This window comes from Leisingera aquaemixtae (assembly GCF_019801145.1).
Taxonomy (GTDB): domain Bacteria; phylum Pseudomonadota; class Alphaproteobacteria; order Rhodobacterales; family Rhodobacteraceae; genus Leisingera; species Leisingera aquaemixtae_A.
The window spans coordinates 255,543-276,010 of sequence record NZ_JAHVJQ010000001.1 but is presented as its reverse complement, the minus strand read 5'-3'; the positions used below and the strand labels follow the sequence as shown (position 1 = coordinate 276,010).

At 63.8% G+C, this 20,468-nt stretch carries 22 protein-coding genes; 13 read left to right on the top strand and 9 right to left on the bottom strand.

Features of this window, described 5'->3' with window-relative positions:
* The first annotated feature begins 116 nt into the window (after nt 1–116).
* The 8 genes from lptF (at nt 117) to KUW17_RS01325 (ending at nt 9,098) form a co-directional block, all read left to right on the top strand.
* On the top strand, nt 117–1,244 hold the full coding sequence (lptF, locus tag KUW17_RS01360) for an LPS export ABC transporter permease LptF (RefSeq protein WP_222475360.1): 1,128 nt from the start codon (nt 117–119) through the stop codon (nt 1,242–1,244).
* Nucleotides 1,241–2,344 (top strand): LPS export ABC transporter permease LptG, encoded by a 1,104-nt coding sequence (gene lptG / locus KUW17_RS01355; protein ID WP_222475359.1) that lies wholly within the window; start codon nt 1,241–1,243, stop codon nt 2,342–2,344. Before lptF ends, lptG begins: the two co-directional genes overlap by 4 nt.
* Nucleotides 2,328–4,508, top strand: coding sequence for an LPS-assembly protein LptD (locus KUW17_RS01350; RefSeq protein WP_222475358.1), 2,181 nt, complete (start codon nt 2,328–2,330; stop codon nt 4,506–4,508). Before lptG ends, KUW17_RS01350 begins: the two co-directional genes overlap by 17 nt.
* Entirely contained in the window at nt 4,493–5,752 is a 1,260-nt protein-coding gene (locus tag KUW17_RS01345; protein WP_222475357.1) for a peptidylprolyl isomerase, read from the top strand. The genes KUW17_RS01350 and KUW17_RS01345 overlap by 16 nt, the downstream gene beginning before the upstream one ends.
* Nucleotides 5,749–6,720 (top strand): 4-hydroxythreonine-4-phosphate dehydrogenase PdxA, encoded by a 972-nt coding sequence (gene pdxA, locus KUW17_RS01340; RefSeq protein WP_222475356.1) that lies wholly within the window; start codon nt 5,749–5,751, stop codon nt 6,718–6,720. The genes KUW17_RS01345 and pdxA overlap by 4 nt, the downstream gene beginning before the upstream one ends.
* An 84-nt stretch (nt 6,721–6,804) precedes the next feature.
* Nucleotides 6,805–7,647 carry a 16S rRNA (adenine(1518)-N(6)/adenine(1519)-N(6))-dimethyltransferase RsmA gene (gene rsmA / locus KUW17_RS01335; RefSeq protein ID WP_222475354.1) on the top strand — a complete coding sequence of 281 codons (843 nt, stop codon included), beginning with the start codon at nt 6,805–6,807 and terminating at the stop codon, nt 7,645–7,647.
* A 37-nt stretch (nt 7,648–7,684) separates the two neighbouring features.
* Nucleotides 7,685–8,464, top strand: a complete 780-nt coding sequence (locus tag KUW17_RS01330) for a pyridoxine 5'-phosphate synthase (RefSeq protein ID WP_222475352.1) — start codon at nt 7,685–7,687, stop codon at nt 8,462–8,464.
* A gap of 94 nt (nt 8,465–8,558) precedes the next feature.
* A complete protein-coding gene (locus KUW17_RS01325) occupies nt 8,559–9,098 on the top strand; it encodes a GNAT family N-acetyltransferase (RefSeq protein WP_222475350.1) in 540 nt (179 codons plus the stop codon).
* Between the two features lie 99 nt (nt 9,099–9,197).
* Here the strand turns inward: KUW17_RS01325 and KUW17_RS01320 are convergent, their stop codons facing one another.
* From KUW17_RS01320 to prfA, 3 genes are all read right to left on the bottom strand, one after another.
* Entirely contained in the window at nt 9,198–9,866 is a 669-nt protein-coding gene (locus KUW17_RS01320; protein WP_222475348.1) for a DUF4167 domain-containing protein, read from the bottom strand.
* 213 nt (nt 9,867–10,079) lie between these two features.
* On the bottom strand, nt 10,080–10,931 hold the full coding sequence (gene prmC / locus KUW17_RS01315) for a peptide chain release factor N(5)-glutamine methyltransferase (protein WP_222475346.1): 852 nt from the start codon (nt 10,929–10,931) through the stop codon (nt 10,080–10,082).
* A gap of 2 nt (nt 10,932–10,933) precedes the next feature.
* Nucleotides 10,934–11,989, bottom strand: coding sequence for a peptide chain release factor 1 (gene prfA, locus KUW17_RS01310; RefSeq protein WP_222475344.1), 1,056 nt, complete (start codon nt 11,987–11,989; stop codon nt 10,934–10,936).
* A gap of 60 nt (nt 11,990–12,049) precedes the next feature.
* On the opposite strand from prfA, the gene KUW17_RS01305 reads away from it, so the two are divergent.
* Nucleotides 12,050–12,349 carry a hypothetical protein gene (locus KUW17_RS01305; protein WP_222475342.1) on the top strand — a complete coding sequence of 100 codons (300 nt, stop codon included), beginning with the start codon at nt 12,050–12,052 and terminating at the stop codon, nt 12,347–12,349.
* Nucleotides 12,350–12,549: 200 nt separating this feature from the next.
* On the opposite strand, the gene KUW17_RS01300 is transcribed toward KUW17_RS01305, so the two are convergent.
* From KUW17_RS01300 to KUW17_RS01285, 4 genes are all read right to left on the bottom strand, one after another.
* Nucleotides 12,550–12,753, bottom strand: a complete 204-nt coding sequence (locus KUW17_RS01300) for a hypothetical protein (RefSeq protein ID WP_222475341.1) — start codon at nt 12,751–12,753, stop codon at nt 12,550–12,552.
* A gap of 351 nt (nt 12,754–13,104) precedes the next feature.
* Complete coding sequence (locus tag KUW17_RS01295; protein ID WP_222475340.1) at nt 13,105–13,545, bottom strand: DUF1499 domain-containing protein; 441 nt, start codon at nt 13,543–13,545, stop codon at nt 13,105–13,107.
* Between the two features lie 72 nt (nt 13,546–13,617).
* Nucleotides 13,618–14,565, bottom strand: a complete 948-nt coding sequence (gene speB, locus KUW17_RS01290; RefSeq protein ID WP_222475339.1) for an agmatinase — start codon at nt 14,563–14,565, stop codon at nt 13,618–13,620.
* A gap of 151 nt (nt 14,566–14,716) precedes the next feature.
* Nucleotides 14,717–15,883, bottom strand: a complete 1,167-nt coding sequence (locus KUW17_RS01285) for a M20 aminoacylase family protein (RefSeq protein ID WP_222475338.1) — start codon at nt 15,881–15,883, stop codon at nt 14,717–14,719.
* Nucleotides 15,884–15,946: 63 nt separating this feature from the next.
* Between KUW17_RS01285 and mazG the strand changes: the two genes are divergently transcribed.
* Nucleotides 15,947–16,762 carry a nucleoside triphosphate pyrophosphohydrolase gene (gene mazG / locus KUW17_RS01280; protein WP_222475337.1) on the top strand — a complete coding sequence of 272 codons (816 nt, stop codon included), beginning with the start codon at nt 15,947–15,949 and terminating at the stop codon, nt 16,760–16,762.
* A 75-nt stretch (nt 16,763–16,837) separates the two neighbouring features.
* Here the strand turns inward: mazG and KUW17_RS01275 are convergent, their stop codons facing one another.
* A complete protein-coding gene (locus KUW17_RS01275) occupies nt 16,838–17,392 on the bottom strand; it encodes a hypothetical protein (RefSeq protein ID WP_222475335.1) in 555 nt (184 codons plus the stop codon).
* Between the two features lie 267 nt (nt 17,393–17,659).
* Here KUW17_RS01275 and KUW17_RS01270 point away from each other — a divergent pair, with 267 nt between their 5' ends.
* The 3 genes from KUW17_RS01270 (at nt 17,660) to KUW17_RS01260 (ending at nt 19,563) form a co-directional block, all read left to right on the top strand.
* Complete coding sequence (locus KUW17_RS01270) at nt 17,660–18,601, top strand: nucleoside hydrolase (RefSeq protein WP_222475334.1); 942 nt, start codon at nt 17,660–17,662, stop codon at nt 18,599–18,601.
* Nucleotides 18,598–19,047 (top strand): GNAT family N-acetyltransferase, encoded by a 450-nt coding sequence (locus tag KUW17_RS01265; RefSeq protein ID WP_222475332.1) that lies wholly within the window; start codon nt 18,598–18,600, stop codon nt 19,045–19,047. The genes KUW17_RS01270 and KUW17_RS01265 overlap by 4 nt, the downstream gene beginning before the upstream one ends.
* A gap of 240 nt (nt 19,048–19,287) precedes the next feature.
* Nucleotides 19,288–19,563 (top strand): glycine zipper 2TM domain-containing protein, encoded by a 276-nt coding sequence (locus KUW17_RS01260; RefSeq protein WP_222475330.1) that lies wholly within the window; start codon nt 19,288–19,290, stop codon nt 19,561–19,563.
* Nucleotides 19,564–19,922: 359 nt separating this feature from the next.
* Here the strand turns inward: KUW17_RS01260 and KUW17_RS01255 are convergent, their stop codons facing one another.
* Nucleotides 19,923–20,375 (bottom strand): MEKHLA domain-containing protein, encoded by a 453-nt coding sequence (locus KUW17_RS01255; RefSeq protein WP_222475329.1) that lies wholly within the window; start codon nt 20,373–20,375, stop codon nt 19,923–19,925.
* Between the last annotated feature and the right edge of the window lie 93 nt (nt 20,376–20,468).

Sequence of the window (20,468 nt, the reverse complement as noted above, 5' to 3'; positions counted from 1 at the left end):
CTTCTGCCCGCGGTCTGCCGCCGATCTGCAATCCGTGCGAGAATGCAGTTTTCCCCGCCAGCCAAATCCACTAAGGTCCGGCAAAATAACAATGCCAAGGTCTTTGGGGGGATCGGGTGTCACGCTACGACAGATATGTGCTGTCACAATACCTGCTCTTCTTCAGCTTTTTCGCGCTGATTCTGGTGGCCGTGTTCTGGGTCAACCGGGCTGTTGTGCTGTTTGACACTCTGATCGGCAATGGCCAGTCCGCGCTGGTGTTTCTGGAATTCACCGCGCTTACCCTGCCGAATCTGATCCGCATGGTGCTGCCGATTGCCGCCTTTGGCGCCGCTGTCTGGGTGACCAACCGGCTGAACGGCGAAAGCGAGCTGACCGTGCTGCGCGCCACCGGCACCAGCCCCTGGCAGATGGCCCGGCCTGCACTGGCCTTCGGCGTTATCACCGCGCTGATGATGTCGGCACTGACCCATTACCTGCTGCCCGCCTCGATCAGCCAGCTGGAAGTGCGCGAAAGCGAGGTGTCCCGCAACATCACCGCCAAACTGCTGAGCGAGGGCGACTTCCTGCACCCGGCGGATGGCCTCACCTTCTATATCAGCCAGATCGACACCGACGGCACGCTGAACGACGTCTTCCTGTCAGACCGCCGCGACCCGACAGTAACAGTGACCTACACCGGCGCGCGGGCCTATCTGGTGCGTGACGGCGCCAATGCGCATCTGATCATGTTAGATGGCATGGCACAGCGGCTTGAACACGGGACTCAGCGCCTGTCCACTACGTTCTTCTCGGATTTTTCATACGATATCAGCAGCCTGGCCCGCGAAGCTGAGAATCCCTCCCGCAACATCCGTGCCATTCCCAGCCTGGAGCTGATGAACCAGACTGCGGCGATCACGGAAAACGACGGCCATTCCGTCGGCGCCCAGGCAGAGGAGCTGCATCTGCGCTTCGCCCGCGCGCTGGTCTGCGTCGCAGTTACGCTGATTGGTTTTTCCACGCTGATGCTGGGCACCTTCTCGCGCTTCGGGGTCTGGCGGCAGGTCTTCCTGGCCTTTGTCATGCTGATCTTCATCGAGGGGATGCGCGGCGTGGTGTCCGAACCGGTTCTCCGGGACCCCAGCCTGTGGCCGCTGATCTACCTGCCTACCATTCTGGGACTGGCGGTGGCGCTGATCTTCCTGGTTCTGTCGGCTCGCCCGAAACGGATCCGGGCCCGATCCCCGGAGGCCGCCGGATGAAACTGGATATTTATTACGCCCGGCGCTTCACGCAATGGTTCCTGGTCATCGTTGCGGTGCTCATGACTCTGGTGGTGCTCATCGACCTGAATGAGCAGATCCGCCGCTTCGAGAAAGTTGACCTCAGCCTGGCGCAGCTGGTCGGGCTGACCTTGCTGAACGTGCCCGCCGCGCTTTCGGAATTTCTGCCGCTGATCATGATCCTTAGCACCATTGTTCTGTTTGTCGGTCTGGCCCGCAGCAGCGAGCTGGTGGTGACCCGCGCCATCGGCCGCTCCGGCATCCGGGCGCTGGCGGCACCCGTGCTGGTGGCAGCGGCCATCGGCGGCCTGGCGGTCACCATGCTGAACCCGATCGCGGCGGCGACCGCCAACCGCTATCAAGATCTGGCCGAGACCTATCACAACGGCGGCCCCTCTGCGCTGTCTCTGTCGGGTGAAGGCCTTTGGCTGCGCCAGGGCGGGGCCCGCGGCCAATCGGTCATCCACGCCAAGGGCTACAGCGGCGATGCGGCGGATATCACCTTGTTCGACCTCTCGATCCACACCTATACCAACGCCGGCGGCCCGGTGCGCCGCATCGTTGCCGAAAGCGCCCGGCTGGACGGCAGCAACTGGGTGCTGACCAATGCCAAGGCCTGGCCGCTGACAGCAGGCATCAATCCGGAAACCAATGCCGCGCAGCACGAGGAGCTGCGGCTGCCGACGACCCTGACCACCGACCGCATCCGCGATACGCTGGGATCTGCCAGCGGCATTTCGATCTATGACATGCCCTCCACCATCCGCGAACTGTCTGCCGCCGGGTTCACCACCAAACGCTATGAGGTCCGGTTCCAGTCGGAACTGGCGCGGCCTCTGTTCCTGATTGCGATGGTTCTGGTCGGGGCCTCCTTTACCATGCGCCACACCCGTTTCGGCGGCACCGGCCTGGCGGTGCTCATGGCGGTTCTGTTGGGTTTTGGGCTTTATTTCATCCGCAATTTCGCGCAAATCCTTGGCGAGAACGGGCAAATTCCGGTGGCATTGGCCGCCTGGGCCCCGCCCGCCGCTGCAATACTTTTGACTTTGGGACTGCTTCTCCATGCTGAAGACGGGTAATCTGCGCCGCGCACTGCTGCTGTCTGCCGTGCTGCCCTGGCTGGCGCTGTCCGCTCCGGCCCCGCAGGCTCAGACCGCCGGTCCCGCCGATCCGGCGCAGCCCGCGATGTTGGTGGCGGACCAAGTCTTTATCACCCCCGACCGCACCCTCGTGGCCGAAGGCAATGTCGAGGCCTTTCAGGGCAACATCCGCCTGCGCGCGCAGAAAATCACCTTTGATCAGGAAACCGGCACCCTTCAGATCGAGGGCCCGATCCGTATCGATCAAGACGGTGACATGACGATTCTGGCCAACGCCGCCGAGATGGACAGCGGCCTGCGCAACGGTCTGCTGACCGGCGCCCGCATGGTGTTTGAACAGCAGCTGCAGCTGGCCTCCGCGCAAATGACCCGGGTCAGCGGCCGCTATACCCAGCTCTACAAGACCGCAGTCACATCCTGCCATGTCTGCGAGGACGGCCGGCCGCCGCTCTGGCAGATCCGCGCCGAGCGCGTCACTCATGACCAGCAGGAGCGCCAGCTCTACTTTGAAAACGCGCAGCTGCGGGTGCTGGATGTGCCGGTGTTCTATTTCCCGGCATTCCGGCTCCCGGATCCTTCGCTGGAACGAACCAGCGGCTTTCTGATCCCCTCCTTGCGTTCGACCTCGAACCTCGGCACCGGGATCAAGGTTCCTTACTTCTTTACCCTCGGCCCGCACAAGGACCTGACGCTGGCGCCCTATGTCTCTTCCAGCACACGGACATTGGATCTGCGCTACCGCCAGGCCTTCCGCAACGGCCGGATCGAGCTCGAAGGCGCCTATACGCGGGACGACCTGTATCCGAACGAGGACCGGGGCTACTTCTTCGGCAAGGGCCGTTTCAATCTGCCGCGCGATTACCGTTTCACTTTTGACATCAAGACGGTGTCCGACGACGCTTACTTGTCCGACTACGGCTTGCCAGACCTCGACCGCCTGCGCTCGCGTGCGGAACTGGCACGGATCCGGCGTGACAGCCTGTTCCTGACGTCGCTGTCCCATTACAAAACCCTGCGCGACAGCGAGATTCAGAGCGAAATCCCCTCCGGCATTGCCGAGGCCTTCTACCAGAAACGCTACTTCCCCAGCCTGACGGGTGGTGAACTGCGGCTGACGCTGCAGGGACATGGCCACCACCGCAGCTCCAGCCTGGAAGGAAATGAAACTGCCAGCAACGGCCGTGACGTGGCCCGGCTGACTGCGGATCTCGGCTGGCGCCGCAGCTGGCAGCTTGGCTATGGCGCGCTGGCTGAAGCTGAACTTGGCGCTGCCGGCGATGCAGTCCGCGCCTACGATGACACCTTTTTCACCGAAGATGTCACCCGGCTGACCCCGCGCGGCGCCCTCACCTTCCGTTTGCCGATGACCCGCCGCGAAACCAGCGGTGCAACCCAGTATTTGGAGCCGATCCTGCAATTGGGCTGGCGCGACGAAGGCGGCGGCAATGTGGTCAGCGAGGAAAGCCGCTTCATTGAATTCGATCAGGGCAACCTGCTGTCGCTGTCGCGCTTTCCGTCAAACGACGCGCGTGAAGACGGCTTCACCCTGGTCTACGGCGCCAATTGGGCACGCTACGCCCCTGACGGCTGGCAGGCTTACGCCACCGTCGGCCAGGTGCTGCGCAGCGATGGCGACCCCCGCTTCACCAAAAGCTCCGGTCTGGGCGGCACCACTTCGGATATCCTGATGGCCGGCCAGATCAAGTTTGGTGAGCGGCTGGCGATTTCCAGCCGCGGCCTGCTCAACGGATCTCTGAATTTCTCCAAGGCCGAATTGCGCGGCGAGTGGCGCACGGACCGGGCCGGTCTGTCCGGCACCTACCTGTGGCTGGGCACCGATCCCGCAGAGGAACGGGAAAAAGAGACCTCTGAGCTTTACGTCACCGGCCGCTACAGCCTCAACCCCAACTGGTCGGCCCGCGCCCGTCTGCGGTATGATATCTCTGACGCCCGCGCCACCCGGGCAGGCCTGGGCCTGGCCTACAGCAACGAATGCGTGACGGTCGACCTTTCGGTCAGCCGCCGCTATACCTCAACAACAAGTGTTGAGCCGACAACGGATTTCGGCTTTACCATCTCCCTCAGCGGATTTTCCGTGAAGAGCGGCAACAAACAGTACAGGCGGTCATGCAGCAAGACGTGAAAACCCGGTTCCCGGCTCCCTTCCTCTCCCGTGCTTTCAAATCCGCAGCTGCAGTTGCGCTGGCCGCGGGTCTTTCTCTGACCGGCCTGCCCGCCGCTTCGCAGAACCTCTTTGCCCCGGCGATCACGGTGAATGACGAGGTCATCACCCGCTACGAGCTGGAACAGCGCGCCCGCTTCCAGGCTGCGCTTCGGGTGCCTGGCGATCCGCTGGAAACCGCCCGCGAGGAACTGATCAACGACCGGCTCAAGCTGGAAGTGATGGAACAGGCCGGCATCCAGTTGTCCGAGGAAGACATCACCGCCGGCATGGAGGAACTGGCCGGGCGCGCCAACCTGTCGCTGAACGAATTCCTGACCGCGCTGCAGCAGCAAGGGGTGGCGCCTCAGACCCTGCGCGATTTCACCAAGGTCGGGCTCGGCTGGCGCGAATTCACCCGCGCCCGCTTCCTGTCCCGCGCCAGGCCCACACCAGAAGAGATCGACCGCGCCATGGGCAGTGCAGGCACCGGCAGCGTTCAGGTGCTGCTGAGCGAGTTCATCGTGCCGATCAACGAGCAGAACGCCGCCCAGGTCGAAGAGCTGATTGAACAGGTTGCGCAGCTAAAATCCTACGACAGCTTTTCTACGGCGGCGACCCAGTACTCCGCCGCGGCCAGCCGCAACGAGGGCGGCCGCCTGCCCTGGATGCCGTTGACCAAACTGCCGCCGCAGCTTCAGGAAGTCGTGCTGGCACTGCAGCCCGGCGAAATTTCCGAACCGATGCCGCTGCAAAACGCTGTTGCGCTGTTCCAGATGCGCGGCGTGCGCGAGGTCGAGGGTGCAGCTCCGCAGTATTCCGCAATTGAATATGCCAGCTTTTACCTGCCCGGCGGGCGGACATCCGAGACCCTGGCCGCTGCCCGGAACGTGGTGAACAGTGTCGACACATGCGAGGATTTTTACGGCCTTGCCAAGGGCCAGGACCCCTCGGTGCTGGAGATCCAAAGCCTGCCGCCCGCTGACATCCCCCGCGACATCGCGCTGGAACTGGCCAAGCTGGATCCAGGTGAAACTTCCACTATGCTGACCCGCAACAACGGCCAGACCCTGATGGTGCTGATGCTCTGCGGCCGCACCGCCGACCTCGGCGAGGGCGCCTCGCGCGAGACGGTGGCCAATGCTCTCACCGCGCAGCGTCTGACCTCGCTGACAGACAGCTACCTGGAGCAGCTGCGCGCCGACGCCCGGATTGACATCAAATGACCCGCTCCGGGCCTATTGCTCTCAGCTGCGGCGAGCCCGCAGGTATCGGCCCGGAAATCGCCGTCAAGGCATGGGAAGCTTTGCGGGACAGCTGCCCGTTTTTCTGGATCGGCGACCCGCGGCATCTGCCCGAAAACACGCCGTTCAAGGAAATCTCCAGCCCGGCAGAGGCTCCGGCGGCAAGTGCCGCCGGCTTCCCCGTCCTGCCGCTAGCCTTCCGCGGCAGCTCCGCCAAGGGCACGGCCGATCCGGCCAACGCCGCAGGGGTGATCCAATCGATTGAGACCGCTGTGAAGCTGGTCCAGGCTGGCGAGGCCTCAGCCGTCTGCACCGCCCCCATTCACAAGAAGGCGCTGATCGACGGCGCAGGCTTTGCCTATCCCGGCCATACCGAATTCCTCGCCGCGCTGGCGGGCCGCAGCCGGGTGGTGATGATGCTGGCCAGCGAGCAGCTGCGGGTGGTGCCCGCCACCATCCATATTGCCCTGGCTGACGTTCCCGGCACGCTGACGCCGGACATCCTGCGCGAAACCATCGAGATCACCGCCGCCGGCCTGCGGGATCAGTTCGGCATCGCCGCGCCGCGCATCTCTGTTGCGGGGCTCAACCCGCACGCCGGCGAAGGCGGCGCCATGGGACGCGAGGAGCTTGACTGGATCAACGGACTGATCCGAGGGATGCAGGACGAAGGGCTGAGTGTCACCGGTCCGCATCCGGCTGACACCATGTTCCATGCCGCCGCCCGCGCCCGCTATGACGCGGCGGTCTGCATGTACCACGACCAGGCACTGATCCCGATCAAAACGCTGGATTTCGACCGCGGTGTCAACGTGACCCTGGGCCTGCCCTTCATCCGCACCTCCCCCGATCACGGCACCGCCTTTGACATCGCCGGCACCGGACAGGCCAATCCCTCCAGCCTGATCGAAGCGCTGAAGCTGGCACAGGCCATGGCCGCCAGCACTTGATTCTTCCTCTTGCCGGAAATATCCCCGCCGGAGGCATGAAAATTCCGGCGCGCCGCCCGCGCCATGTCCCAGGGTCCAGATCATATGAGCGCCATTGATAGCCTTCCCCCCTTGCGCGAAGTGATCGCAACGCACCAGCTGTCCGCGCGCAAGTCGCTGGGCCAGAACTTCCTTCTGGACCTCAACCTCACTGCCAAGATCGCGCGGCAGGCCGGCGACCTGACCGGCTGCGACGTGCTGGAAATCGGCCCCGGCCCTGGCGGCCTGACCCGCGGCTTGCTGGCCGAAGGCGCCCGCCGGGTGCTGGCAGTTGAAAAAGACAGCCGCTGCCTGCCTGCACTGCAGGAGATCGCAGACGCCTACCCGGGACGGTTTGAGGTGATCAACGGCGACGCGCTGGAAATCGACCCGCTGGAACACCTGACCCCGCCGATCCGCATCGCCGCCAACCTGCCCTACAACGTGGGCACCGAACTGCTGGTGCGCTGGCTCACTCCCAAGGAATGGCCGCCGTTCTGGCAGAGCCTCACCCTGATGTTCCAGCGCGAAGTGGCCGAGCGCATTGTTGCCCAGCCCGGCACCAAGGCCTATGGCCGCCTGGCAATCCTGGCCCAGTGGCGGGCGGATGCCCGCATCGTGCTGTCGCTGCCCCCCGGCGCCTTCACCCCGCCGCCCAAGGTGTCCAGCGCCGTCGTGCATCTGGACGCCCTGCCCGAGCCGCGCTTCCCGGCGGATGCCGCCATCCTGTCGCGGGTCGTGGCGGCCGCCTTCAACCAGCGCCGCAAGATGCTGCGCGCCTCCTTGAAGGGCATCTCCCCGGATATCGAGGCGCATCTGACTGCCGCCGGCATTCCGCCCACCGAACGCGCCGAACAGGTCAGCCTCGAAGCCTTCTGCGCTCTGGCCCGCGAACTGGCCCAGGCCTGAACCCCTTTTCCTTCCCAGTTGGAGCCTGAAGTTTCAGATGACCCAAGCAGTTGCCTCGCGCCCGACCCTCCTGTCCGTGAATGTCAATGCGGTCGCCTATCTGCGCAACCGGCGCGAGGTGCCGTGGCCGGACCTGATCGACATCTCCCGCGCCATCCTGCAGGCAGGTGCCCACGGTATCACCGTGCATCCGCGCCCGGATGAGCGCCACATCCGCTTTGCCGACCTGCCGGCGCTGTCCCGGCTGATCGCAGATGAATTCCCCCTGGCGGAGTTCAACATCGAGGGCTACCCGACCCGCCACTTCATCGACCTGGTGCTGGAAAACAAGCCGCATCAGGTGACGCTGGTTCCTGACACGCCGGAGCAATCCACCTCCGACCACGGCTGGGACTTTGCCGCCGACGGAGACATGCTTTTGCCCATCGCCCAGGAGTTCAAGGCGGCCGGCATCCGGGTCTCTTACTTCGTGGACGCCAACCCGGGCGACCCGGCGCTTGCACAGCAGGCGGGCGCCGACCGCATCGAATTCTACACCGGCCCCTATGCTGACCAGACCGATCCTGATGCAACCGCGCGTGAGTTGGACAAGATCCGCCAGACGGCAGACGCCGCCCGCGCGCTCGGCAAACCGGGCAGCGGCCTGATGATGAATGCAGGCCACGACCTGACGGTTGAAAACCTGCCCGGCCTGCGCCAGGCGGTCCCCGATCTGGCCGAGGTCTCCATCGGCCATGGCCTGACCGCAGACGCCCTGATGCTGGGCTTCCCCGAGGCTGTCCGCCGCTACCTGCGGGTTCTGGGCCACGAGGTCTGAACGCCCTTTCAGCGCGGAACCTTGACTGCCATCTGCGCAGGCAGGCTATTGTGCCTGCGAAGTTGGCAGTCAATCCCCGTGGAAAGGGCCGCAGATGCAGTTCGCCGAAGATTACAAAGACCGTATCCCGGAGATCACCGGTCTCTTCCGGTCCGTCTTTGCCGCTTCGGAGGGCAAAAGCGAAGGCGATCTCATCGCCAGCTTGGTACAGGAGATGTTTGCGACGACTGCCGCCGGGGATCTGTTTGCGTTTTCAGCCCTGGACGGCGGCAGCCTTGCAGGCAGTATCCTGTTCACCCGGCTCCGCTACGATCAGGACAGCCGCACAGTATTCATCCTGTCTCCCGTCGCCGTTCAGATACAGCGGCAGGGCCAAGGCATCGGGCAGGCACTTATTTCGCACGGGCTGAACGCAATGCGCGGTCACGGCGCAGATGCCGCCGTCACCTATGGCGATCCCGCCTATTACTGCAAGGTTGGCTTCCAGCAGATCGCCGAGGCACAGGCCGCAGCCCCCCAGCCTCTCAGCCACCCCGAAGGCTGGCAGGCACAATCCCTGAAGGGCGCGGAGCTGACGCCCTTGCGCGGCCGCGCTCACTGCGTTCCGGCTCTGGACAACCCGGTTTACTGGTAAGTCCCGCGGTACGCTGGCGGCCTGCTCCAGGCCTCATCCAGTAAAAACCCCCGGGGCCGCTGGCACCGGGGGTTCATTTTTGGCGCTTTTGGCAAAAGCTTATTCAGCTGCTTCCGCCGGGCCTTCCTCCGCCTTTGGCTTGGGCTTGGCCCGCGCGCGGCTGGGCTTCTTTGGCGCTGCCGCCTCGCCGCCCTCACCCGCGTCTTCTGCCTTGGCCGCAGGCTTGCGGGTGCGCGGTTTGCGGGCCGGGGTCTTCTTCGGGGCTGCGTCATCGCCGGACTCCGGTGCAGCCGCGCTCTGACTCTCCGGCGTCTCAACCAGCCCGCTGTCCTGGCCGTTGCCATTGTCGCCGCGCGGATCAATCACCTCGGGCTGCGGCGCGCTGGCCGGGTCGCTGTCCGCCGGCGCAGAGGCCGCCGCCTCGCGCTCCTGGCGCTCCAGCCGCTCGGCGCGCTCGCGGTCGCGCTCGGCCTGGCGCTCGCGGTTCTGGCGTTCCTGCTCCTCGCGGCGTGCCTCGATTTCGCGCTGCGCCTCGTTCAGCATCCGCAGATAGTGCTCTGCATGCTGCTGGAAGTTCTCTGCTGCAACGCGGTCATTGCCCAGCTGCGCATCGCGGGCCAGCTGGTTGTACTTGTCGATGATCTGCTGCGGGGTTCCGCGCACCTTGCCTTCGGGGCCGGAGCTGTCGAACACCCGGTTGACCACATTGGCGCCGTTCGGGCGGTTCCGGTTCGACTTGGAGCGTGAACGTGATTTGGACGATCTCATATGCCTATCATAAGCCTTGAGTTAATGCGCCGTTGACCCTTTGCAGCGCGCCTCAGCGCCGGATCGTTAGCTTTTTTGGGCTTGATGCCGTGGGAAGGCTTGAAAAGCGTTCTCCTCATACGGCTCATCTTGAGTAACCATGTTACGAGATCACAGACAAGGGGGACAATGAAATTTTCTGTGTTTTTTCTGCCGAATCCGCAGCTTTTCGCGCTAAAATCCGCAATTTGAGGGGGAATGCGCCCGCACCACCCGGTCGCGCCCGTCCATGTCCGGCAACACCGCGATGCCGCTCAAACCCGCGGCCTCCAGCAGCGCGCTGACCGCTTGACCTTGCGTCGGGCCGATTTCCAGCAGCAGCCGCCCGCCCGGCGCGAGGTGCTGCGCGGCGCGGGCAGCGATCTGCCGGTAGGCACCCAGCCCGTCACCGCCATCTGTCAGAGCAATGCCCGGCTCATGCCCGCGCACCTCTGCGGAGAGTCCTTCCATCTCGTCGAGCGCGATATAGGGCGGATTCGACACGATCAGATCGAACGTGCCCTCGACCTCCTCGAACCAGTCTGACTGCCGGATATCGGCGCGCGCCTCGACCCGGTGCAGCACCGCATTGGCGCTGGCCTGCAGGCAGGCCGCCTCGCTGATGTCGACTCCCAGCCCGGTGGCCTCCTGCCGTTCGGCCAGCAGCGTCACCAGAATGCAGCCGGAGCCGACGCCCAAATCCAGCACCCGCTCATACGGCTCCGCCAGCGCCGCCTCAATCAGGATCTCGGTCTCCGGGCGCGGGTCCAGCACATCGCGCGACACCTTGAAGCGGCGCCCGTAGAACTCCCGCTCGCCGATCAGATGCGACACCGGCACCCGCACCGCGCGCAGGGCAATCAGCTGCTCATAGCGTTCCGCCACTTCGGTCGCCAGCTCCTCGGGCGCGATCAGCGTCACCCGGCTGGCCTCGATCCGTGCTGCATGGGCGAGCAGCACCCGCGCATCCCGCGCCGGATCCGGCACCCCTGCCGCCCGCAGCCGTGCCGTTGCTGCCGCCATTGCCTGTGCCGCGGTCTCTGCCATGCTTATTGCCCCATCTCGGCCAGCAGCCGCGCCTGATTGTCCGCGGTCAGCGCGTCGATAATCTCATCCAGATCGCCGCCCATCACCTGATCCAGCTTGTAGAGCGTCAGGTTGATGCGGTGATCGGTCATGCGGCCCTGCGGAAAATTATAGGTGCGGATGCGCTCCGAGCGGTCGCCGGAGCCCACCTGGCTGGCACGGTCCGCCGACCGCTCGCTGTCTATCCGCTGCCGCTCCAGGTCATAAAGCCGGGTCTTCAGCACCTGCATGGCGATCTCGCGGTTGCGGTGCTGGGATTTCTCCGACGAAGTCACCACCAGACCGGTCGGCAGGTGGGTGATACGCACGGCGGAGTCGGTGGTGTTCACATGCTGCCCGCCAGCCCCCGAGGCGCGCATGGTGTCGATGCGGATGTCATTTGCGTCAATGTGGATGTCGACATCCTCCGCCTCCGGCAGCACCGCCACGGTGGCGGCCGAGGTATGGATGCGCCCGCCGCTTTCGGTGGCCGGCACCCGTTGAACCCGGTGCACGCCGGATTCATACTTCAGACGGGCAAAGACATTGTCGCCCTTGATATGGGCCACCACCTCCTTGATGCCGCCCAGCTCGGTCATCTGCTCCTCGATGATGTCGAACTTCCAGCCCTGCCCCTCGGCATAGCGCTGGTACATCCGCAGCAGGTCGCCGGCAAACAGCGCCGCCTCATCGCCACCCGTACCGGGGCGGATCTCCAGCATCGCCGGGCGGCTGTCCGCCGCGTCCTTGGGCAACAGCGCCAGCTGCAAGGCGTGCTCGGCCTCCGGTATCGCGGCCTTCAGCGCCGGGATCTCCTCTTCGGCCAGATCCTTCATGTCCGGATCCGCCAGCATCAGCTCGGCCTCTTCCAGATCGCCCAGCAGCTTGCGGTAGGCCGTCACCTGTTCCGCCACCGGCCGCAGGTCGGAGTATTCCTTGGCCAGTGCTGCAATATCGCCGCCCCCGGCACCATCCGCCATTGCGGCTTCAAGATACTGAAACCGCTGCAGGATCTGTTCCAGCCGTTCTTCGGGGACCATGGGTGCGCCTATTGTTGTTCATGTTTTGGCCAAGTGACCCCCATGTGATATGCTAGAGCCATGCGACATGCCAGAGCCCTTATTGCCACAATCCTCCTGACCCTGCCCGGCGCGGGGCTGGCAGACGTGAAGGGACCGGGCGGCAAGACCATCGACTGCTACTGCACCGACAAGTCCGGTGCCCGGGTTGAGCTGGGCGAGCTGCGCTGCCTGCAGGTCGACGGGCGCATGTTCATGGCGCAATGCCAGATGTCGCTGAACGTGCCGATGTGGCGCGAAGTGCAAAGCAGCTGCCTGTCGGCGTCGCTGGAACCGCTGCCGGGCATGTCCGGCGTGCCATCAGACATGCCGCAGCTCTGATCTGGCAGACCCCAGCCCCCGCACCAACACAGGTAAGGCGGGCAGAAATCCCTCCGGTGCTGGAAACATCCCATTGCCGCCCTATTTCCCTTGGCATCCCGTTATCCTTTTGAGGGATTAGGCACGGGAGAGAGCGGCCTGTATTACTCTTAGTTCAATTACCATTGCAGGCCGCTCGACGATCAGGCGGCCGCACGTTCCTATTTGGCCTTCACCCATTTTTCTGCCTCGCCGTCGTAGCGGTACGTCACCACAACACTGCCCAGCCCGACCTTAAAGAACACGTCGATGGTCGCCTCTTCAATGCCAGAGTAGTTCTGGGCCCATTTGGACGTTGCCTCCTCAAGCCCCTTGCAGTGTATCCTTCGCCCATCACCAAGATCGAGAACCGCAATACTCTCCAAAAGGCACCTCCCTCCTTAGCCGGGTTCACTCCGGCAGGCGGCTGACTTGTCCGGCCCGGAGCTGAGCCGGGATTCCGCCGCCAGCATGGAAATCAGGAAAAGCCGATCCGGCCCCTCATCAGACGGACGGGCATTCCTTCCAGTTGTTTCCGCCCTTGCGCTTTCTTCATCCTTCAATGATTTCACAAAGCGCTGCCGGGTCAAGGGTGGCGCGGCCACCGCGCGGCACGCGCGGCTTGCCCTTGACGCGGCAGAAACAAACACAATCGGAAATGCGCCTTCAGGGGCAGCCCTGCACCTGAACCGCTTCTCAGCAAAAGCCTGCGAACAGGCGAGACCCCGCCCGCACGGCTACTCGCTCGCTGAGGCCTCTTGCGGCGCCTGCGCCATTTCTGCCAGCCAGCCGTTGATCCGCTCCTTGTTGGCGCCCAGGTCGGAGCGCCCGAACCGCAGCCGGGCATAGACCTTTAGCAGATCGCCGTCCTGCGCCGCGGTGGTGTAGTCGGGAAAGCCCAAAACCTGAGTGCGGGTGATATAGGTCACCATTCCGTCCGCAGGCCCGCCCGCCAGCACGCTGGTGCGCGGCGCATGGCTGGCGATGCGGTGGAATCGTTCCAGCCCGTCCGGTCCGGTCCGCACCACCCGGAACACGCCGCCGCGGAATTCCTTGTCTTCGCTCAGCTCCGGCTGGGTATTCCAGTCCAGCGGATCGCTCGGCGCCAGGCGGATAAACCCCAGCCCGGCAACAATGGCGGCCAGCAGCAGCCAGCCCAGCAGCATCAGCCGCTTCATTGCGGTTTCAAGGTCAAACCTTGCCTCCTCCCTGCGCGGCCCTCCCCCGGCCTAACGCTCAGGCCGGACCGCTTATCTTGTTGCCACGCCCGGCAGTACGCACAACAGCTCATAGAGCAGATTGGCGCCCACCAGGGCGGTGTTGCCCGAGGGGTCATAAGGCGGCGACACCTCCACCAGGTCGCAGCCCACGATGTTGACCCCCTTCAGCGACCGGATCAGCTCCAGCGCCTGCGGCGTTGTCAGCCCGCCGATTTCCGGCGTGCCGGTGCCCGGCGCATAGGCCGGGTCAAGACTATCGATATCATAGGAGACATAGACCGGCCTATTGCCGATATCGCGGCGAATTTCCGCACCCATCTGGTGCAGCTGCCGCCCCCAAAGCTCCTGCGCCGGGAAATGCTGATATCCCCAGCCCTGCGCCTCGGCGAAATCGGTGGCGGCATAGCCGGTGCCGCGGATGCCGATCTGATAGGTCTTGTCCGGAACGATCAGCCCTTCCTCATAGGCGCGGCGGAACACGGTGCCATGAGTCTCGCGCTCGCCGAACATCTCGTCGTTCACATCGGCATGGGCATCCACATGCACCAGCGCCACGGGGCCGTATTTCTTGGCAATCGCGCGCAGGATCGGCAGCGTGATCGAATGATCGCCGCCCATCGCCACCGGAATCACTCCGCCCGACAGGATCGCATCATAGCTATCTTCGATGATCCGGAGCGAATCCGGCAGCGAAAACGTGTTGATCGCCAGATCGCCGATGTCGGCAATGTTCAGGCTGTCGAACGGCGCCGCCCCGGTCGCCATGTTGTAGGGCCGCAGCATCGCACTCTCGGAACGTATCTGCTTGGGCCCGAACCGCGTGCCGGACCGCCAGGAGGTGCCGATATCCATCGGCACGCCCAGCACTGCCACATCCAAACCATCCAGCGAGGTTGCCTGCGGCAGCCGCATAAAGGTGTTCGGCCCGGAAAACCGCGCCAGGTCGTTACCGCTGATCGGTTGATTGAAGTCAGTCATAGTCTCTCACGTTCCAGCAAAGTAGGCGGAAAAGCTCTGCCGCCGCATGTCCCGGCAATAGCACCTGCGCCGCCCGTGTCAAAGGGCGGAGACCGCCGCTGCGGCTCCGCCTGCGGGAGTGGTGCAGACGCGCCGCGCCCGTGCTGCAGCGCTAGCCGTTCAACGGCTGCGCCCGCTCCACCAGCCGGGCAAAGAAGGATGCCCCCACCGGCGCGATCTCGTCGTTGAAGTCATACTTCGGATGATGCAGCCCGGCGCTGTTGCCCTGCCCCAAAAACAGGTAGGATCCGGGCCGCACCTGCAGCATGTAGGCAAAATCCTCTGCCCCCATTTCCCGGCCGCCGTCCGCCTGCACATTGGTATCGCCGGAAATTTCCTTGGCAACTTCCACTGCAAAGCCGGTCTTTTCCGCATCGTTGAACGTCGCCGGATAGCCGACCTCATACCCCAGTTCCGCCTCGACCCCATAGCTGGCGGCCTGCCCTGCCACGATCTCCTTCATCCGCCGCATCACCATCTTTTGCACTTCGGGGTTAAAGGTCCGCACGGTGCCGTTGATATAGGCGGTGTCCGGGATCACGTTGTCGACGGTGCCGGTGTGAATCTGGGTGACCGAAACCACCAGATCCTCCAGCGTGTGGTGATTGCGGCTGACGATGGTCTGGATCGCCTGCGCCATTCCGCAGGCCGCCATCACCGGATCGCGGGTTTCATGCGGCATCGCCCCATGGCCGCCCAAGCCCTGGACATGGATATGGAAGGTATCCACAGCCGCCATCAAGGCGCCCGGCGTGGTCAGGAAATGCCCCTCCGGCAGGCCCGGCGCATTGTGCAGCGCATAGACCTCGCCGATATCAAACCGCTCCATGATGCCTTCCTCGACCATGATCCGGGCGCCGCCAATGGCTTCCTCGGCCGGCTGGAAGATCAGCGCGACCCGGCCCTGGAAATTGCGCGTTTCCGCAAGGTATTTCGCCGCCCCCAGCAGCATAGTGGTGTGGCCGTCATGGCCGCAGGCATGCATGTTGCCGGCATGGCCGGACGCGTATTCCACCCCGGTTTCCTCCGGGATCGGCAGCGCATCCATATCGGCGCGCAGGCCAATCGTCGGCCCCTCTCCCTGCCCGTTGATGATCGCCACCATGCCGGTCTGCGCGATGCCTTCATGCAGTTCATCAACCCCGAACTCCCGCAGCCGCGCTGCTACGAAGGCCGCCGTCTTGGGCAGGTCCAGCGCCAGTTCCGGGATCTGGTGCAGATGCCGCCGCCAGGCCTTCATCTCTTCGGCGTAATCGGCAATACGGTTCACAACGGGCATCGGGGTGGACTCCTGCTCCAGACTCGGGATGATGCATCTGACACCGGAAAAAGAGCAGCCGCAATGCAAGAAACAGACCTGATCCACGACCGATCCGCAGGCATCGAGCGCCTGCTGGAAATCATGGCGCGCCTGCGCGACCCGCAAACCGGCTGCCCCTGGGACATCGAACAGGATTTCGCCACCATCGCCCCCTACACCATTGAAGAGGCGTATGAAGTTGCCGACGCCATCGAACGCGAGGCCTGGGACGAACTGAAGGGGGAACTAGGCGACCTGCTGTTCCAATCTGTCTTCCACGCGCAGATGGCGGAGGAAGCGGGCCACTTCACCTTCCAAGACGTGGTCCGGACCATGTCGGACAAAATGGTCTCGCGCCACCCGCATGTCTTCGGGGATGAGTCCCGCGACAAATCCGCGGAACAGCAGACCCGGGACTGGGAGGCGATCAAGGCCGCCGAACGCGCCGGCAAGGCGCAAAAGGGCACGCTGGACGGCGTCGCCATTGGCCTGCCCGCCCTTTTGCGCGCCTACAAGCTGCAGAGACGCGCTGCGCGGGTCGGCTTCGACTGGCCTTCGGCCAGCAATGTCATCGCCAAGATCACCGAGGAATGCGCCGAACTCGTCGAAGCCCGTGACAGCCTGTCCCACGCAGAGGTCGAGGAAGAATTCGGCGACCTTCTGTTCGTGATGGCCAATTTGGGCCGCCACCTCGGCGTTGAACCAGAGGCTGCCCTGCGCGCCGCCAACGCCAAATTCACCCGCCGGTTCGAAGGCGTCGAGGCCAAGCTCGCCGCCCGCGGCAAACGCCCCGAGGACAGCGACCTGGCGGAAATGGACGCGCTCTGGGACCAGGTGAAAGCTGACGAGCGCGCCTGAGCACAGCCCTTCTTCATCTTTCCCCAAATACTCAAGCCCCGGCGGCCCTGCCGCCGGGTTCCGCCGGGTTCGGGATCAGACCAGGCTCGCCTTTTTCAGCGCCGAGGACATCGCCTTGTAATCCTCGATGATCTTTTCCTTCTTCATCATCTCCTTCCAAAGCTTTTCAGCGGTCTTCTTGTCATCGACCGCGACGTTGACCATCACGTCTTTCAGCTTCTTCACGTCAGTGATGCCCAGCAGCTTGGCCGCCTTCTTGGGATCGCCCATGCCGTTTTCAGCGACGTATTTCTTGTATTCGTCGCTGCCGGTGAACCCCATCACATCCTTGTTCAGCATCTTCACAACCTCATCCTTGCCGGTCGCAATGATCTTCTTCCAATCACCGCTCTTGAAGTCGCCCTTGTCGGCCAGCGCCTTGGCGGCAAGATGGGTTTTCGAGGTGATGTTGACCGGCTCCTTGCCCTTCTTCTGGTCCAAGTACCGGGTCCACAACGATTCCGGATTTCCCTTGTTCTGGGTGAACATGAACTCGTTCAGACAATAGCGCCGCTTGCAGTAATCCATGTAGGCGGCGGTCATTTTCTTGTCCTTCAGAATATCGCCGACAACCTTGGGCTCTTTGGGCATCTCTCGCTTTCCCCATGCAAATCAATGTGTTTCCGGCCAAACAACGCCGTACCAATAGTGCCCGCGAACCGGGCTGAAAAATCACCGCCTGCGCCAGCCGGCCATCCCGCCCGTGACGCTGCGTCAGGCAACTATAGGAAGCAAACGCAACAGCAGCAAACCTCCGTCGCAGAAAATCCGGTGAAATTTGCGCAGACCTGCGCGGCAGCGGTTCAATCCCGGCCCAACAGCGCGTAGTCTCGTGGCTCACGACCAGCGGAGGCCCCCATGAGCGCCAGGAAAATCATCATCGACACTGATCCGGGCCAGGATGATGCCGTCGCCATTCTGCTGGCACTGGCCAGCCCGGATGAACTCGATCTGCTTGGCATCACCTGTGTGGCCGGCAATGTGCCGCTTCCGCTGACCAGCAAGAACGCCCGCATCGTCTGCGAAGCGGCAGGCAAGACGGACGTGCCCGTCTACGCCGGCAGCAAGGCGCCGCTTGCCCGCCCGCTGATCACCGCCGAGCATGTGCACGGCCAGACCGGCCTCGACGGGCCGAAGCTGTGGGAGCCGCAGATGCCGCTGGCGGGGGGCCACGGCGTGGATTTCATCATCGACACCCTGCGCAATCATGCGCCTGGCTCCGTCACGCTCTGCGCGCTGGGGCCGCTCACCAACATCGCCGCCGCCTTCAACACCGCCCCGGACATCATCGACCGGGTGCAGGAAATCGTGATGATGGGCGGCGCCTATTTCGAAGTCGGCAACATCACACCGGCAGCTGAATTCAACATCTACGTCGACCCGGAGGCCGCTGAAATCGTGTTCAGATCCGGCGCGACGATCACCATGATGCCGCTCGATGTGACGCACAAGGTGCTGGCCACCAAACCGCGCGTCGAGGCGATCCGCGCTCTGGACAGCCGGTTGGGCTATTTCACCGCCGAAATGCTCGACTTCTTCGAACGCTTCGACGTGGAGAAATACGGCTCCGAGGGCGGCCCGCTGCATGACCCCTGCGTCATCGCCTGGCTGCTGCAGCCAGCGCTCTTCTCCGGCCGCCATGTGAACGTGGAAATCGAAACCTCCTCCGCCCTCACCCTCGGCATGACCGTCGCCGACTGGTGGGGCGTCACGGACCGCAAGCCCAACGCCCTTTTCATCGGCGACGCGGACGCGGACGGTTTCTTCAAACTCCTGACCGAAAGGCTTGCCCGCCTATGAGCGCCGCCCTGCATCTCGCCAAACCCGAACACCTGGACACGGTTCTGCCGCTGGTCGCCGCCTTCCACGCGGAGTCCGGGCTGGACAGCAGCGACGAGCACCGCCGCGCCGGCATCGAGCCTTTGCTGAACGGCCACCCTTACGGCGCCGTCTACCTGATCGGCCCCACCCGCGCCCCGATCGGCTATATCGTCATTACCTTCGGCTGGTCGGTGGAATTCGGCGGCATGGACGGCTTTGTCGATGAGCTCTACATCCGCCCTGCCGTGCGCGGCCGCGGCATCGCCACCGAAGTGCTGACCGAACTGCCGAAATCGCTGGCCACGGCCGGCATGCGCGCACTGCATCTGGAAGTCGACCGGGAAAACGAGACCGCCCAGCGGCTCTATCTTCGCACCCGCTTCCAGCCGCGCAAAAATTATATCCTGATGACCAAGGGGCTGTAACGCCGCTGCAAAACGGCCCGGCAATAAAATGACTGCCGGACCGCTTCTTTTGCTTGCCTTCTTATACCGCTGCTGGTCCCCCCCGGCGGAACACCGCCGCCCGGCAACCCTGTCAGGCAAGTCTGCGCCTGCGGCAGGGGGCAATGCAAAAATTGCGGAACCATCCCCCTGAAGCTGGCGTTATAGTCCCGTCTGCGGCCCGCAAACCGGCCGCCCTGGACCTGAAAATGGAGATACTACATGACTTTCCGCTGGATCCCTGCTCTTGCAAGTTCCGCCGTACTGGGCCTGGGCGCCTGTACCAACATGACCCCGGAACAGCGCACCGTTGCCGGTGTGGCAGGCGGCGCCGCCGCTGGTCTGATCGCCGCCGACGCGCTCAAGGCCGATGATGACTGGCGCCTGATCGCAGCCCTTGGCGGTGCAGCTGCCGGCACCATGGTTGCGCAAAACAACCAGTCCAAGCAGTGCGCATACTCCCGCGGCGACGGCACCTATTACACCGCCCCGTGTTAAGTGAATTCAATCTGGCGCCCTCCCCCGAACAGGGCGCCAGATCTCCGGATGCAGCATGTTGTCAGGCCGCATCCCCGTCATCAGCGCAGTTCGGCACCGAGATTTAACCGTTTAACCGGATCATCCGGTGAAGCAGCCTCGCCGCTGAACGGATAGGTTCCCGGTCCGCTGCATCCCCAAAGTGCCGAAAGAACTGCACAGAGTGCCACTGTGCGCAAAACCCGCGTCGTCATGGCCTGATCCCCTTTCCCGCTGCACGCATCGTGCCGCGTAAGATCAATCTAGCATGACGCCCGCGTGAACGTCTGTGATCCGGGCCACACATGCAACTTCCGGAAGATAAAGGTCGGACAGGCAGGTCAGATAAACGTGTAATCCTGGAAGGTTGCCGCCTCACCCAGCTTGGCCCCGTCCCGCCCCACCAGCGGCCAGATCACCGCGTTGCGGATCTCGAACCGCCGCCCGGAGGCGCTGATCCGCACACCCTGGTAGTTCTCGATAAAGCCCTTGGCGCGCATCTCTGCAAACATCGCATCGCGCTGGCCGCGATGCGCGGGTTCAGCTGTCAGCCGCGAGGGCATCGCCGTCAGCTGCTCCCAACTCATCTCCCACAGCTCCTGCGCCGCCAGGTTGCCGTAGGTCAGCACCGGGTCGGCTGCGGTGTTATGCGACAAGACAGGGAACGGCGCGTGATAAAGCGCTTCGGCATCCGCCCCGTTCAGCAGCGACCGGCCTGTCACCTGCGCAAAGCACTGCATCAACAGCTCCGCATGCGCAATTTGAAAGCGGTTTTCCGGTCCGGGTGCCTGCATCTCTAATGCCTCTGAAAAATTTCCTCAAAGGAGCGTTAGACTGCCTTCCCTTTTACTTCCAGCCGCTTCGCGTGCGAACCGGCTGGAAGTAAA

Coding starts and splice junctions, on each gene's coding strand:
- lptG (WP_222475359.1), top strand. CDS start 1,241: ATGAAACTGGATATTTATTACGCCCGGCGCTTCACGCAATGGTTCCTG.
- KUW17_RS01350 (WP_222475358.1), top strand. CDS start 2,328: ATGCTGAAGACGGGTAATCTGCGCCGCGCACTGCTGCTGTCTGCCGTG.
- KUW17_RS01345 (WP_222475357.1), top strand. CDS start 4,493: ATGCAGCAAGACGTGAAAACCCGGTTCCCGGCTCCCTTCCTCTCCCGT.
- pdxA (WP_222475356.1), top strand. CDS start 5,749: ATGACCCGCTCCGGGCCTATTGCTCTCAGCTGCGGCGAGCCCGCAGGT.
- rsmA (WP_222475354.1), top strand. CDS start 6,805: ATGAGCGCCATTGATAGCCTTCCCCCCTTGCGCGAAGTGATCGCAACG.
- KUW17_RS01330 (WP_222475352.1), top strand. CDS start 7,685: ATGACCCAAGCAGTTGCCTCGCGCCCGACCCTCCTGTCCGTGAATGTC.
- KUW17_RS01325 (WP_222475350.1), top strand. CDS start 8,559: ATGCAGTTCGCCGAAGATTACAAAGACCGTATCCCGGAGATCACCGGT.
- KUW17_RS01320 (WP_222475348.1), bottom strand. CDS start 9,866: ATGAGATCGTCCAAATCACGTTCACGCTCCAAGTCGAACCGGAACCGC.
- prmC (WP_222475346.1), bottom strand. CDS start 10,931: ATGGCAGAGACCGCGGCACAGGCAATGGCGGCAGCAACGGCACGGCTG.
- prfA (WP_222475344.1), bottom strand. CDS start 11,989: ATGGTCCCCGAAGAACGGCTGGAACAGATCCTGCAGCGGTTTCAGTAT.
- KUW17_RS01305 (WP_222475342.1), top strand. CDS start 12,050: ATGCGACATGCCAGAGCCCTTATTGCCACAATCCTCCTGACCCTGCCC.
- KUW17_RS01295 (WP_222475340.1), bottom strand. CDS start 13,545: ATGAAGCGGCTGATGCTGCTGGGCTGGCTGCTGCTGGCCGCCATTGTT.
- speB (WP_222475339.1), bottom strand. CDS start 14,565: ATGACTGACTTCAATCAACCGATCAGCGGTAACGACCTGGCGCGGTTT.
- KUW17_RS01285 (WP_222475338.1), bottom strand. CDS start 15,883: ATGCCCGTTGTGAACCGTATTGCCGATTACGCCGAAGAGATGAAGGCC.
- mazG (WP_222475337.1), top strand. CDS start 15,947: ATGCAAGAAACAGACCTGATCCACGACCGATCCGCAGGCATCGAGCGC.
- KUW17_RS01275 (WP_222475335.1), bottom strand. CDS start 17,392: ATGCCCAAAGAGCCCAAGGTTGTCGGCGATATTCTGAAGGACAAGAAA.
- KUW17_RS01270 (WP_222475334.1), top strand. CDS start 17,660: ATGAGCGCCAGGAAAATCATCATCGACACTGATCCGGGCCAGGATGAT.
- KUW17_RS01265 (WP_222475332.1), top strand. CDS start 18,598: ATGAGCGCCGCCCTGCATCTCGCCAAACCCGAACACCTGGACACGGTT.
- KUW17_RS01260 (WP_222475330.1), top strand. CDS start 19,288: ATGACTTTCCGCTGGATCCCTGCTCTTGCAAGTTCCGCCGTACTGGGC.
- KUW17_RS01255 (WP_222475329.1), bottom strand. CDS start 20,375: ATGCAGGCACCCGGACCGGAAAACCGCTTTCAAATTGCGCATGCGGAG.